At 63.3% G+C, this 12,971-nt stretch carries 13 protein-coding genes; 10 read left to right on the forward strand and 3 right to left on the reverse strand.

Annotation, left to right across the window (positions count from 1 at the left end; genetic code table 11):
• Positions 1-629, reverse strand: a 629-nt coding sequence (locus tag VNZ93_RS10765) for an FAD-dependent monooxygenase (protein WP_325704148.1), incomplete at its 3' end; no start/stop codon positions are given.
• A 143-nt stretch (positions 630-772) separates the two neighbouring features.
• Here VNZ93_RS10765 and tesB point away from each other — a divergent pair.
• The 6 genes from tesB to VNZ93_RS10795 all read left to right on the forward strand — a co-directional run bounded on the left by tesB (position 773) and on the right by VNZ93_RS10795 (position 6,282).
• Positions 773-1,639 (forward strand): acyl-CoA thioesterase II, encoded by an 867-nt coding sequence (gene tesB / locus VNZ93_RS10770; protein ID WP_325704151.1) that lies wholly within the window; start codon positions 773-775, stop codon positions 1,637-1,639.
• 167 nt (positions 1,640-1,806) lie between these two features.
• Positions 1,807-2,145, forward strand: coding sequence for a P-II family nitrogen regulator (locus tag VNZ93_RS10775; protein WP_325704154.1), 339 nt, complete (start codon positions 1,807-1,809; stop codon positions 2,143-2,145).
• A 281-nt stretch (positions 2,146-2,426) separates the two neighbouring features.
• Positions 2,427-3,413 (forward strand): tripartite tricarboxylate transporter substrate binding protein BugD, encoded by a 987-nt coding sequence (locus VNZ93_RS10780; protein ID WP_325704157.1) that lies wholly within the window; start codon positions 2,427-2,429, stop codon positions 3,411-3,413.
• Positions 3,414-3,479: 66 nt separating this feature from the next.
• Complete coding sequence (locus tag VNZ93_RS10785) at positions 3,480-4,115, forward strand: 2-hydroxychromene-2-carboxylate isomerase (protein WP_325704160.1); 636 nt, start codon at positions 3,480-3,482, stop codon at positions 4,113-4,115.
• Positions 4,116-4,463: 348 nt separating this feature from the next.
• On the forward strand, positions 4,464-4,802 hold the full coding sequence (locus tag VNZ93_RS10790; RefSeq protein ID WP_325704163.1) for a P-II family nitrogen regulator: 339 nt from the start codon (positions 4,464-4,466) through the stop codon (positions 4,800-4,802).
• A gap of 28 nt (positions 4,803-4,830) precedes the next feature.
• Positions 4,831-6,282, forward strand: a complete 1,452-nt coding sequence (locus VNZ93_RS10795; RefSeq protein ID WP_325704166.1) for an ammonium transporter — start codon at positions 4,831-4,833, stop codon at positions 6,280-6,282.
• A gap of 121 nt (positions 6,283-6,403) precedes the next feature.
• On the opposite strand, the gene VNZ93_RS10800 is transcribed toward VNZ93_RS10795, so the two are convergent.
• Together VNZ93_RS10800 and VNZ93_RS10805 are read right to left on the reverse strand one after the other, a co-directional pair.
• Positions 6,404-7,294, reverse strand: a complete 891-nt coding sequence (locus tag VNZ93_RS10800) for a DUF3618 domain-containing protein (RefSeq protein ID WP_325704169.1) — start codon at positions 7,292-7,294, stop codon at positions 6,404-6,406.
• The gene (locus tag VNZ93_RS10805; RefSeq protein WP_325704172.1) at positions 7,291-7,653 is read right to left on the reverse strand and encodes a phage holin family protein; all 363 of its coding nucleotides are present in this window, start codon (positions 7,651-7,653) and stop codon (positions 7,291-7,293) included. The genes VNZ93_RS10800 and VNZ93_RS10805 overlap by 4 nt, the downstream gene beginning before the upstream one ends.
• A gap of 86 nt (positions 7,654-7,739) precedes the next feature.
• Here VNZ93_RS10805 and VNZ93_RS10810 point away from each other — a divergent pair, with 86 nt between their 5' ends.
• From VNZ93_RS10810 to VNZ93_RS10825, 4 genes are all read left to right on the forward strand, one after another.
• Positions 7,740-8,081 (forward strand): hypothetical protein, encoded by a 342-nt coding sequence (locus VNZ93_RS10810; RefSeq protein ID WP_325704175.1) that lies wholly within the window; start codon positions 7,740-7,742, stop codon positions 8,079-8,081.
• A 300-nt stretch (positions 8,082-8,381) separates the two neighbouring features.
• Positions 8,382-9,611, forward strand: a complete 1,230-nt coding sequence (locus tag VNZ93_RS10815) for an aminotransferase class I/II-fold pyridoxal phosphate-dependent enzyme (protein WP_414710048.1) — start codon at positions 8,382-8,384, stop codon at positions 9,609-9,611.
• A 5-nt stretch (positions 9,612-9,616) separates the two neighbouring features.
• Positions 9,617-12,058, forward strand: a complete 2,442-nt coding sequence (locus VNZ93_RS10820) for a DNA translocase FtsK (protein WP_325704178.1) — start codon at positions 9,617-9,619, stop codon at positions 12,056-12,058.
• A gap of 123 nt (positions 12,059-12,181) precedes the next feature.
• A complete protein-coding gene (locus VNZ93_RS10825) occupies positions 12,182-12,961 on the forward strand; it encodes an outer-membrane lipoprotein carrier protein LolA (RefSeq protein ID WP_325704181.1) in 780 nt (259 codons plus the stop codon).
• The last annotated feature ends 10 nt before the right edge of the window (positions 12,962-12,971 follow it).

The following is a 12,971-nucleotide window of genomic DNA, read 5'->3' on the forward strand; positions in this document are numbered from 1 at the left end:
GCAGGCAGGAAATGCTCTTCGGCGCGACCGTTATGATCGCGTTCGTGGGCGATCGTGGTCACGATACCGGCCTGGTCGTAATCCCACCCATAGCTTGCGATGCCGGCCTGTTCGCGGATCGCCGAGCGCGCGCCGTCCGCTGCCACGAGAAGACGCGCCGGCAATTCGCTGCCATCCGAAAGCGTCGCCGTGACTCGCCCCGGCTCGTGCCGAAGTTTCGAGACTGCAAGCGGATACAGGGCGACACCCTCTGCGCGCGCCTTGTCGAGCAGCGCCGCGATCATCGGGCCGTTCTCGATCATGTGCGCGAACGGTTCACCGGGCGCGATCTCGCCGTCGAATGTCAGGAAGGTCGGACGCATCGCGTTATCGACGCGCGAATCGGTCACCACCATGTCGAGGATCGGCTGCGCTCCGGCTTCGATGGCCGGCCACACGCCGATGGTCTCGAACAGCCGCCGTGCCGCAGCCGCGATTGCCGAAGCGCGCGGATCGCCTGCGGCCCGGTCCAGCGCCGGATCGGCCAGCGCGACGGACAACGCCCGATCCGAACCCTGGCGGAGCGCGATCGCCAGCGCCAGCCCGGCAAATCCGCCGCCCGCGATCAGTATGTCGATTTTTCTACCCATTTCGGTCATTGCTGCCCGGCCTTATCGCGCCTTGACTTGCGCCGCCCGCTCCGCGCCTCTGTGTACCTCACGGCAGTCCGCAATGCGACCTAGCGCCCGCTTCGGACGGCCGCGGAATATCGACACAGTGAACGAGCTTTTTCATGTCCGGTGCCGTTTCGGCTCTTCTTGATGTCCTCAACCTCGAACCGCTCGAGGTCAACCTGTTCCGCGGCCGCTCGCCGCAGAACGGCTGGACGCGAGTGTTCGGCGGTCAGGTGATCGGTCAGGCGCTGGTGGCGGCGACCCGCACGGTCGAAGGCATCTCCGCGCATTCCCTGCACGCCTATTTCGTGCTCGCGGGCGATCCCAAGGTGCCGATCGTCTACGAAGTCGAGCGCACGCGCGATGGCAGGAGTTTCACGACCCGCAGCGTGAAGGCGATCCAGCACGGCCGGCCGATCTTCATCATGATCGCGTCCTTCCATAACAACGAGGAGGGACTGAACAACCAGGCCACCATGCCAAATGTGCCGCCGCCGGAGGCGCTGCCGGATGAAGCCGCGACGCTGCGCGATATCCTGCCGACGCTGCCGGAGCAGGTGCAGCGCTATTACAAGCGTGAACGGCCGATCGAACTGCGCCCGGTCGACTACGGACGTTATCTTGGACGCAAGCCGGCCGACGGCGCATTCAATGTCTGGATCAGGGCGACCGACCGTTTGCCGGACGATCCGGCGATTCATCAATGCGTGCTCGCCTACGCCTCCGACATGACGCTGCTCGACACGGCTCTCGTGCCGCTCGGCCGCACGCTGTTCGAGAAGGACTTCATGGGTGCGAGCCTCGATCACGCGCTCTGGATCCACCGGCCGTTCCGGGCCGACGAATGGCTCCTCTATTCGCAGACGTCACCGAACCTTCATGGCTCGCGCGGCCTGTCGCAGGGACTGATCTTCAAACGTGACGGCACGCTGGTCGCGACGGTCGCGCAGGAAGGACTGGTCCGGCTCAAGCGGCCGGAGGCCTAGCCGCCGCGCTCCGGCCGCGGAAAACCCAAAACCGGGCCATTCTCCGCTTAATCTTTTCGCGGCTTGCCGATAACCTGCCCGATTGAAGCGGCCGGGCCTGCGCCGGGCGGGCCGCAGCGCCGGCGGGCGAACCCATTCGAACGCCGGCAAGACAGAGGTTCGCTTCCATGAAACTGGTCATTGCGATCATCAAACCGTTCAAGCTGGACGAGGTACGCGACGCGCTGACCTCGGTCGGAATTCACGGCATGACCGTGACCGAGGTCAAAGGCTACGGCCGCCAGAAGGGCCATACGGAAATCTATCGCGGCGCCGAATATGCCGTGAATTTCCTGCCGAAGATCCGGCTCGAAATCGCGGTGCCGACCGACCGGGTCGAGAAAGTCATCGACGTGGTTTCGCAGTCGGCGAAGACCGGCCAGATCGGCGATGGAAAGATCTTCGTAACGCCAATCGATCGCGCCTTGCGCATCCGCACCGGCGAGACCGACAACGACGCGCTCTGACGCACGTCGAAAAGAGCTCGATCCGCTCGTCGCCGCATACGCGCGAAGCCTGACACCACGAATATCCCTCCCGCCCGCGCGGGAACGAGCGGCGCAAACGCAAGCGCTTAGGAACAGGATGCTGGCGATCGCGAGCGAAGCGGAATGAACGATTTCCTCTGCGGCGCGCGATAGAAATTGTTTCTCTTTTTTCGCCATCTATTGCCGGTTTGGGAAAGAACATTCTACATCCCTATTAATCACGCTGGCCGCCGCTATCGCGGCGCTTGAAAGGGATGGTCATGACTCGCCTGTTCTCCGGCGCTGCGCTGGCAGCTGCCGTGCTTCTCGCCGCTACACCCGGGTCCCGGGCACAGGATTTCCCCAGCCGCCCGGTCACCGTCGTGGTGCCATTTTCAGCCGGCGGTCCCACCGACGCACTGATCCGCACGCTCGGTGAGCGTATGCATCAGAGCCTCGGGCAACCGGTCCTCGTCGAAAACGTCACCGGTGCGGCGGGCACGATCGGCGTCGGGCGTGTCGCCAAGGCGCCGGGCGATGGTTACACGCTCAGCTTCGGTCACTGGAGCACGCACGTCATCAACGGCGCGGTTTATCCGCTGCTGTTCGATCTGCTCAGCGACTTCGAACCGGTGGCCTTGCTCACCAGCTATCCGATGCTCCTTGTTTCGAAGAACAGTGTGCCGGCGAAGGACCTCAAGGAATTCGTCGCCTGGACCAAGGCCAATCAGGACAAGGCGGCGGTCGGCAGCATCGGCGCCGGCAGCGCCGCGCATGTCGCCGGTGTCTATTTCGAGAAACTCGCGGGCGTGAAGCTCAACTACGTCCCGTATCGTGGCGCCGCGCCCGCATTGCAGGACCTGCTCGCCGGCAACATCGACTTCATGTTCGATCACGTCTCGAATGCGCTGCCGCATGTGAAGGAAGGCAAGATCCGCGCTTACGCCGTCACCTCCGACAAGCGGCTGCCGTCCGCGCCCGACATTCCGACCGTCGATGAAGCCGGACTTCCCAAGCTGCATGTATCGATCTGGTTCGGTCTCTGGGCGCCGAAAGGCACTCCGAAGGAGGTCGTCGCAAAGCTGAATGCCGCGGTGAAGGATGCGCTCGCAGATCCCGCTGTCCGCGCGAAGCTCGAAGCGCTCGGCCAGGTGATTCCGCCGGTGGAGCAGCAGACGCCACAAGCGCTCGCCGCGCATCAGAAGGCGGAGATCGAAAAGTGGTGGCCGATCGTCAAGGCGGCCAATATCAAGATCGGCACGAACTGATCTTCACATGAAGTCGCGGCGGGATCAGCCCGCCGCGACATCGCTTTTCAGACAAGCTGACGGATCATGCCGGACACTTTCATCGACTATTACGACGCGATGTCGTCGCCGTGGACCTATCTCGGTCATCAACGCTTTGAAAAACTCGCGGAGCGTTTCAACCTGACGATCCGGCACAAGCCGATGGACCTTCTCAAGGTCTGGTCTGTCTCGGGCGGACTGCCGCTCAAGCAACGCGCCCAGCAACGTCAGGTCTATCGCCATCTCGAGCTGAAGCGCTGGAGCGAGATCCTTCAGCGTCCCTGCAATCTCGAGCCCGCCTATCATCCGGTTGCGGACCGCCGCGCCTGCTATCTCGTGATCGCAGCGATGCAGCGCGGTCTCGACTGGAGCCGGTTGACCAACGCCGTGCTGCGCGCGGTCTGGGTGGAGGATCGCAACATCGCCGATCACGCGACGCTGGTCGCGATCGCCGACGAGAACGGCTTCGACGGCAAGGCGTTGCTCGCGGCGACCGAGGAGGAGGCGGTGAAGGCCGAATACGAGCGCAACACCGAGGAAGCCATTCGCCTCGGCGTGTTCGGCGCACCGACCTACATCTATGAGGGCGAATTGTTCTGGGGGCAGGACCGGCTGCTGATGCTCGAATACCGGCTCGCCCAGAAGCACGGTCAACCGCTCGACGGCTTCCGGTTCGGTTAGCCTTTGCGATCGCGGGACCCTGCCCCCCGCGCTTAGCAAATTACCTCTCAAAGCCCGGCTTCGGCCGGGTTTTGTATTTCTACCGACTCACACGCAGGCACTCTGACTGTTTACTAGGCAGTTGTGGCGTCGGTTTGTGCGCTGCACCCGGAGTCGCCTCCGCCCGCCGCCCTAGCGGGAGGAAATTCCCCATCAAATCAGTCCGTTACAGAATTTGCGACGAAGTGGCACGGGGTTTGATTCCCTACGCGCCGGGGGCCGACCTGCGAGGCACAACCAGCGTGCCGGCACCTGAGTGATACAGCCCGAAGCGAAACCGACGCTTCGGGCCAACGGGGATCGAACCAAATGAAAATCGTCATGGCCGTTATCAAGCCATTCAAGCTCGACGAGGTCCGCGACGCCCTGACCGCGATCGGGGTGCACGGCATGACCGTCACCGAGGTCAAGGGTTACGGGCGTCAGAAGGGACACACTGAAATCTACCGCGGCACCGAATATGCCGTGAGCTTCCTGCCGAAGCTCAAGATCGAGGTCGCAGTCGCTTCCAACCAGGTCGACAAGGTCATCGAAGCCATCTCCGGCGCGGCCAAGACCGGCCAGATCGGTGACGGCAAGATCTTCGTCATCAATCTGGAGAACGCGGTGCGTATCCGCACCGGCGAAACAGACGCCTCCGCCCTCTAAGCGAACGAATCGGACAGGAGCTCTCATAATGTCGTTCAAGTTTGCAACCCGGGCCGGTCTGACCGCCGCCCTCGCCGCCGTGCCCATGCTGGCGGCCTCTGCGGCATTCGCCGCCGAGCCGACCATCGACAAGGGCGATAACGCCTGGCTGATGGTATCGGCGATCCTCGTTCTCTTGATGACCGTCCCCGGCCTCGCACTGTTCTACGGCGGCATGGTGCGCGCCAAGAACATGCTGTCGGTGCTGATGCAGGTCTTCTACAGCGTCTGCATCTGCGCGATCCTCTGGGTCGTGGTCGGCTACAGCCTCGCCTTCACCGGCGGTTCTGCCTTCATCGGCGGCTTCTCCAAGGCCTTCCTGTCGGGCGTGAATACCGATTCGATGGGCGGCACCTTCACCGTCGGCAAGGCGGTGTCGGAATATGCCTTCATCTCCTTCCAGCTGACCTTCGCCGCCATTACGCCGGCGCTGATCGTCGGCGCTTTCGCGGAACGCATGAAGTTCGCCGCGGTGGTTCTGTTCCTGCCGGTCTGGGCGCTGTTCGTCTATTATCCGATGGCGCACATGGTGTGGTACTGGGCGGGCCCGGATGCTGTTGACGCCGCTGCAAAGGCGCTCGCTGCAGCCACCGACGATGCGGCCAAGGCCAAGGCGCAGGCCGCACTCGACGAAGTGCTCGCTGACGGTGGCAAGATCTTCCTGTGGGGCGCGATCGACTTCGCAGGCGGCACGGTGGTGCACATCAACGCCGGCATCGCGGGTCTCGTCGCCGCCATCATGATTGGCAAGCGTACCGGCTACGGCAAGGAACTGATGCCGCCCCACTCGCTGGTCATGACCATGATCGGCGGCTCGCTGCTCTGGGTCGGCTGGTTCGGCTTCAATGCCGGCTCCAACCTCGAAGCCACCGGCTCGGCCGCAGTCGCTGTGCTCAACACCTTCGTTGCCACGGCCGGCGCGGCACTGTCCTGGATGTTCGTTGAGTGGATGATCAAGGGCAAGGCGTCGCTGCTGGGCATCGTGACGGGCGCCATCGCAGGCCTCGTCGCGATCACGCCGGCCGCCGGCTTCTCCGGCCCGATGGGCGCGATCGTGCTCGGCCTCGTTGCCGGCGTGGTCTGCCTGTTCTTCTGCTCGGCCGTGAAGCACATGTTCGGATACGACGACTCGCTCGACGTGTTCGGCGTCCATGCCGTCGGCGGAATCGTTGGCGCCCTCGGCACCGGCATCCTCGTCAACCCGGCGCTCGGTGGTTCGGGCATCTTCGACTACACCACCGGCAAGGTCGCGGAATACGAGTTTGCCACTCAGATGATCGCGCAAACCAAGGGCGTCCTGCTCACCATCGTGTGGTCGGGCGTCGGCACTGCGATCATCCTGTTCGTGATCAACATCATCGTCGGCCTCCGCGTCTCCGTCGAGAAGGAGCGCGAGGGTCTCGATCTCACCGAACAAGGCGAGCGCGCCTACAACATGTAAGCCGCTCGAGAGTCGTGCGGCGGGGCGTATACCCGGCACCGCCCCTCGCCGAATGGAGGCCCCGGTCGCAAGACCGGGGCCTCTTTCTTTGTGAGGACTTCGTTCTGATGAAGACGTCGTCTTAAGCGCCGGAGCCTGTTGCCATCGCTTGTTCGGAATCCTGACGCTCTTTGTCCCTGCTGTCGGTGTCACGCGGCGAGGACAGCAATCCCTCGTCGCGCGCTGCAGCTTCGCCCTCCCGATAGGCGCTGTCGAAAACACGATCAACAACGTTTGCCGCACGGCCTGCAACATCCGACGCTGCGTCTTTCAGCTCGTCTTTCATGTCGTCGCTGAACGTTCCCGCGATTTTGTTTTCGACGCGGGTTGTCGGAAGCGCAGCCGCGATCACCGCGCCGAGCGCCAGCCCGACCGCCCCGAGCACGAGCGGCTGTTCGTCCATGATCGTCGTCACGCCGTCCTTGAGCTTGCGGCCGGCGGATGCTGCCTGGCCTCTCGCGTCGTGCATGCCTCGCCGAAGGCTGTCGCCCGCCTGAGCTGCAGAGGTCGACATCCGGCGCGTCGCCTCTGAAGCCCCTTCCGTTGCACTGCGCGCGGTCGCAGCCGCCCGGTCGCGCGCGGATGCAAGTGCGTCGCCGGCCTGCTCCGCCAGATCTGACGCCTGGCTCGCGAAGGATTGCCCGGGCGCGTCCGAGTCATCTTCGCCAAAATGATTCGCTGCCGAGCGGAAGCGGGATTCGATGTCGCCATTAACGCCCGCAGCATTTCGCGGCGCGAGCATCAGCCACGCGATTCCTGCTCCGATGAGGGCAATCGGAAGCGGATTATCGCGCATCTGCCGCCCCAGATTCCGTGCGAAATCAGCGCCCCCGCTGTTGCGCGCGTAATCCATCGTTTGGTCGAAGAGATGCCCCGGTCTCAGACTGGCGCGCAGCTGATCGAGAGATTGTTCGAGCTGCGCGCGCGCAGCGTCTGCTTCCCGTTCGGCTTGCGAAACGTTATTGTCGGTCATGTCTTCACCTGATCTCGTGCCATTGCGGCATCGCTGCGCAGTTGATCGATCGTGGCTCGTGGCGTCAGATTGTCCGTCGTCAGTCGATTGACCCCAACGAAGAGAAGGATGAGGCCAACCAGGAACGCACCCCCGCCGACGATTGCTGCAGCGAGGGCGGCATCCAAGCCTCTGTCAGCCAACGCGGCCACAAGCGCGGTCAGCAAAATCACCAGCGCCGGAATCATCAGCACCGCGCCGAACAACGCCATGATGACGCCGCGCATGGCCTGCGTGATCTTCTCGCTGACCTCCGCGCGGGCGAGCCTTACCTCGCTGCGGAACAGCGACGTCCCGCTGGCAAACACGTCGCCGAACACGTCAGGCAGTCGTCTTCTCGTAACCGTGTCCATCTTCTGTTACTCCGCTACAGGTTCGGCGATGGATGATACTGATGCTCCTCCGGATGCTGGCGACCTTCGCTGCTCGAGCTCTTGAGAAATCGGGACAGCAGAACGCCTGCCGCAAAAGAACAAGCCAGGAAGGTGAGCGGCTGCTGCCTCGCGAAATCGTTCACCGATCGGTAGATATCTCCGACATCGCGGGTGCGAAGATTCTCCGAGGCACGGTGCAACCCATCGGCCGCTTCGTGAACAAGGTCCGCCATCCCCGAATTTTCGTTGGCCAATGCGTCGGCCGCCTTGTGAGCGGCATCGGCGAGACCGGACATCTTCTCGACGCCGATGTCCTTCTGCCGATTCGCGAAGCCGCGCAGGCGATCGCTGGCCCGCCCCTCGCGATCCCATGACGTGTCATGGTCTTGTCCGCCATGCTGCCAGTTTCGGCGACGGCCGGAACCGGTCGCCGATGAAGACTGCTCGTACGTTTCAGTCATGATCTTGTTCCGCGGTGGGATCTATTTTGACGCGGCGCCATGTGATCAGCGCCCTTGCGAGGCCAACCAGAGGCGAAGGGCGAAGTTCCAGCAGTTTGAAGAAACTTGTCGACTGACCACTCCCACGCCGGCCGAAGGTCGATGGTTAATCGGAGTTTAACCAGCGCGGCCTAGGCTCGCGGACTATCGAGTAATCCGGCCGAAATACGCGTGATGTTCATGAATGCCGCCGAACGCGAACAGCCACCTTCGTCCGCGCGGACGGCCGAGCCGCGCGCGCAGGGCCGTTCGGCTTTCGCACGCCTGAATGATCTTCTTGCCCCGATCGAACCGGGCAGACCGGCGATCAATTGCGCGGTCGGTGAGCCGCAACATCCCGTGCCGGCCTTTGCCGGGCCGGTCTTCGCCAAACACATCGCCGACCTCGGCCGCTATCCGGCCAACAAGGGCACCGAACTCTTTCGCAAATCGGTCACCGGCTGGCTCAGCCGCCGCTATGACCTCGCGCGCCCGCTCGATCCGGAAACCGAAGTGCTGGTTCTGAACGGAACCCGCGAAGGTCTCTTCCTCGCCGCGCTCGCCGCAACGCGTAATGCCCCGCCACGCACGGGCAAGCCGGCGATCCTCGTCCCCAATCCCTGCTATGGTGCCTATTCAGCCGGCGCATCGGCCTCGCAATGCGAGACCGTTTATATGCCGGCAACCGCAGGGAGCGGCTTTCTCCCCGATCTAGACGCGATCGACGACGCCCTGCTCGCGCGAACAGTAGTGATCTACCTCGCGTCTCCTGCCAATCCGCAGGGATCGGTCGCGGGCCGCGCCTATCTCGAACGGCTGGTCGCGATGGCGCGCAAGCACGACGTCATGATCTTTTCGGACGAGTGCTATTCGGAAATCTATTTCGGCGAGAAGCCGGTCGGCATTCTCGAAGTTGCGGGGCCCGACTACGCGAAAACCGTCACCTTCAACTCGCTCTCGAAGCGCTCGAACCTGCCTGGTTTGCGCGTCGGCTTTGTTGCGGGCGATCGCGATTTCCTCGCGCGCTTTCTCGAATATCGCAACAACGCCGCCCCCCAGGTGCCGATGCCGGCGCAGGCGGTTGCCGCCGCCGCACTCGACGACGAAACGCATGTGATCGAAAACCGGAAGGCTTATGCGCAGAAATTCGATCTCGCCGATCAGATTCTCGGCGACCGCTATGGCTACAAGCGCCCACCGGGCGGCTTTTTTCTTTGGCTCGACGTGTCGGCGCAAGGCGGCAGCGTGAGGGCAACGGAGCGGCTGTGGCGCGAGGCAGGACTGCGTGTCCTTCCTGGCGAATACGCCTCGCATACCGGCAGCGACGGCAGCAATCCGGGTCGCGATTACATCCGTGTCGCCATGGTGCACGACAACGCAACAACCGCCGAGGCGCTGCATCGCCTCGTGGCCGTGCTCGGGTGACGCCTATGCCAGCCATCAGTCACCGCGGCCTCGACCGATTCGAATTTCTCTCCGACGATCTGCGCAATGCGATCCGGCGACGCGTCGGAGAAGTGTTCGGCCTCGCTCTCCTTCTGGCCGCACTTCTCTCGACGCTCGCGCTTGCGAGCTGGTCGGTTCAGGATCCGAGCCTCAGTCATGCGACGGACGCGGCCGTGCACAACTGGCTCGGGCGAACCGGCGCGATCTTCTCCGATCTGTCGATCCAGCTCTTCGGTCTTGCATCGATCATGCTGGTCCTGCCCGTCGCGATCTGGGGCTGGCGTCTCGTGACACATCGCGCACCTGGTCGCCGCTGGCTGCGCGCCCTGTTCTGGCTTGCGGCACTTCTGCTTGCCTCGGCATTTGCATCGTGCCTGCCGCGCACGGTCGGCTGGCCTCTGCCGGCCGGCCTTGGCGGCGTCATCGGCGATGCGATCCTGAAACTTCCGCTGTTCCTGTTTGGAGGATCGGCAACCAGCCGCTTCGTGCTGGGATGCATCGTCGGAGCGGGCGCACTTGTCACGCTCGCGATCGCGCTCGGCTTCGGGTTCCACAAGACCGGCGATCTTGCTGCGGATACGCACCGTGAAGCCGAAGAGTTCCTGGAAGATGAGGAGCGCGGTTCGGTCTCGCTGGGCTGGCTGGTTCATCTTGCTCTGAGCGCAAAGGCGCAGCTGTCGCTGTTCATCCGGCGGCGGTTGTCCGGCGACGAAGAAATCGCTGCGCGGCCGGCGCGCGCGTCTGCCGGTACGTCACGCGCCGAGCCCCGCCTCCGCCGCGAACCCGAGGAAGAGACGTACGCCGAGGAGGACTACGCAGAGGAAGAAGAGGTCGAGGAGGAAGAGGAGGAAGAAGAGGCTCCTGCCCGGCGCAAGGTCCGCGTTCAACGGCCAAAACAGCCGAAGCGCTCCGGCAGCTTCGTCCTGCCGGCGCTCAACCTCCTCGCGGCAGCCAAGGCAAGCGATCGGTCGACGCTCTCGGCCGAGGAGATCGAGGAACGCGCCGAGGCGCTCGAAAGCGTCCTCGAGGATTTCGGCGTCAAGGGCGAGATCATCAACGCGCGCCCCGGCCCCGTGGTGACGCTGTACGAACTCGAACCCGCTCCCGGCATCAAGTCGTCGCGCGTTATCGGGCTTGCGGACGATATCGCCCGCTCAATGAGCGCGGTGTCGGCGCGCGTCGCAGTCGTTCCCGGCCGCAATGCCATCGGCATCGAATTGCCGAACGAATTTCGTGAGAAGGTCTATTTCCGCGAGATGCTGGCCTCGCAGGAATACAACAACACGCCGGCCAAGCTGCCACTTTGCCTCGGCAAGACCATCGGCGGCGAACCGGTCGTCGTCGATCTTGCACGCATGCCACATCTGCTGATCGCCGGCACCACTGGCTCCGGCAAGTCGGTCGCGATCAACACCATGCTGCTGTCGCTGCTGTACAAGCTGCGACCCGATCAATGCCGGCTGATCATGATCGATCCGAAGATGCTCGAATTGTCCGTCTATGACGGCATCCCGCATTTGCTGACACCGGTCGTGACCGATCCGAAGAAAGCCGTCGTCGCACTCAAATGGGCCGTGCGCGAGATGGAAGAGCGCTACAAGAAGATGTCGAAGCTCGGCGTGCGCAACATCGACGGCTACAACACGCGCGTGAACGAGGCCAAGGCGAAGGGCGAGGTCCTGAGCCGCACGGTTCATACCGGCTACGACAAGGAAACCGGCGAGGCGATCTACGAGAAGGAGGATCTCGAATTCGAGGAGCTTCCGTATCTCGTGGTGATCGTCGACGAAATGGCCGACCTGATGATGGTCGCGGGCAAGGACATCGAAGGCGCGATCCAGCGTCTTGCGCAGATGGCGCGTGCCGCCGGCATTCACGTCGTGCTTGCGACCCAGCGTCCGTCGGTCGACGTCATCACCGGCACCATCAAGGCGAATTTCCCGACGCGCATCTCGTTCCAGGTCACGTCGAAGATCGACAGCCGTACCATTCTCGGCGAACAGGGCGCCGAACAGCTGCTCGGGCAGGGCGACATGCTCTACATGGCCGGCGGCGGCCGAATCAGCCGCGTTCACGGGCCATTCGTCGCTGACGACGAAGTCGAGAAAGTCGTGCGCCACCTCAAGTCACAGGGCGTCCCGCAATATCTCGAAGAGGTCACGCGTGACGATGCCGCGGAAGAGGACGGCGCGGTATTCGATTCCACCGGCATGGGCGCCGAAAAGGACCTCTACCAGCAGGCGGTCGAAATCGTTCTGCGGGATCGGAAGGCCTCGACCAGCTACATTCAGCGGCGGCTGCAAATCGGCTATAATCGTGCTGCTTCGTTGATGGAGCGGATGGAACAGGAAGGCGTGGTCGGACAGGCCAATCACGCCGGAAAGCGCGAAATCTTGATCGAGGAAGGTGCAAGCCGGTTCGCCTGATTCCGGTTTTTTGCGCCGGCTGCCGCTATTGTGAATCCGGCCACAGCCGATTAATTCGGGACAAGGGGCCGCCAAGTCGCCACACGTCCGGGCTAGATGCCCGGTCCAATGGAGTGATGAAGTATGACGCGGACGCTGACCACGAGCCTATGCGCTGTCCTGACGGCAGGTCTTGTCGCGAGCCTGTTCGGGGTGTCCGGCGCATCGGCCCAGTCGGTTCCGCTGCCGCGACCCGCACCGTTCAAGAAAGAGAAGCCCGTGATCGTGGCGCAGGCCCGGCCGACGCCGCCCGGTACTATTGCAACTCCGCCGGCTCCGGTGCGTCCGAATGCGCCGGTTGGCAAGCCCGGAGAGGCCACGGCATTCGACGGCGGCCAGCGGGCCCTGGTCGACAAGATTTCAAACTATCTTTCGGGCATGCGTCAGGTGGTTGGAAAATTCGTCCAGGTCGGACCGGACGGCCGCAAAACCACCGGCGACCTGTTCCTGCAGAAGCCGGGCAAGCTCCGGTTCGAATATGACGATCCGAGCCCGGTCCAGCTGATCGCCGACGGCACGTCGCTTGTGGTGCGTGACCGCAGGCTCGCGACGCAGGACCTTTATCCGCTCGGCCAGACGCCGTTGCGTTTCCTGCTCGCCGACAAGGTCGATCTCCTGCGCGACACCAATGTGGTCAATGTTTATTCCGACGACATCTTCTCCACCGTGGTGATCGAGGAGAAGCAGACGCTCGGTGGCAAGCACAAGCTGATGCTGATGTTCGATGCGAAGGACCTGACGCTGAAGCAGTGGACCGTCACCGACCCGCAGGGCTTCGACACCACCGTCGCGATCTACAATCTCGACATGACCAAGAAGCCGGACCCGGCGCTGTTCAAGATCAACTACGAGCGGATGCATTGATCGGCATTTG

Source organism: Pseudorhodoplanes sp. (genome assembly GCF_035565795.1).
Lineage (GTDB): Bacteria > Pseudomonadota > Alphaproteobacteria > Rhizobiales > Xanthobacteraceae > Pseudorhodoplanes.

What these genes read in the sequence shown, in the direction of transcription:
- VNZ93_RS10790 (WP_325704163.1), top strand. Translation starts at nt 4,464, where the DNA reads ATGAAAATCGTCATGGCCGTTATCAAGCCATTCAAGCTCGACGAGGTC.
- VNZ93_RS10785 (WP_325704160.1), top strand. Translation starts at nt 3,480, where the DNA reads ATGCCGGACACTTTCATCGACTATTACGACGCGATGTCGTCGCCGTGG.
- VNZ93_RS10825 (WP_325704181.1), top strand. Translation starts at nt 12,182, where the DNA reads ATGACGCGGACGCTGACCACGAGCCTATGCGCTGTCCTGACGGCAGGT.
- VNZ93_RS10775 (WP_325704154.1), top strand. Translation starts at nt 1,807, where the DNA reads ATGAAACTGGTCATTGCGATCATCAAACCGTTCAAGCTGGACGAGGTA.
- VNZ93_RS10780 (WP_325704157.1), top strand. Translation starts at nt 2,427, where the DNA reads ATGACTCGCCTGTTCTCCGGCGCTGCGCTGGCAGCTGCCGTGCTTCTC.
- VNZ93_RS10820 (WP_325704178.1), top strand. Translation starts at nt 9,617, where the DNA reads ATGCCAGCCATCAGTCACCGCGGCCTCGACCGATTCGAATTTCTCTCC.
- VNZ93_RS10810 (WP_325704175.1), top strand. Translation starts at nt 7,740, where the DNA reads ATGCTGGCGACCTTCGCTGCTCGAGCTCTTGAGAAATCGGGACAGCAG.
- VNZ93_RS10795 (WP_325704166.1), top strand. Translation starts at nt 4,831, where the DNA reads ATGTCGTTCAAGTTTGCAACCCGGGCCGGTCTGACCGCCGCCCTCGCC.
- tesB (WP_325704151.1), top strand. Translation starts at nt 773, where the DNA reads ATGTCCGGTGCCGTTTCGGCTCTTCTTGATGTCCTCAACCTCGAACCG.
- VNZ93_RS10800 (WP_325704169.1), bottom strand. Translation starts at nt 7,294, where the DNA reads ATGACCGACAATAACGTTTCGCAAGCCGAACGGGAAGCAGACGCTGCG.
- VNZ93_RS10815 (WP_414710048.1), top strand. Translation starts at nt 8,382, where the DNA reads ATGTTCATGAATGCCGCCGAACGCGAACAGCCACCTTCGTCCGCGCGG.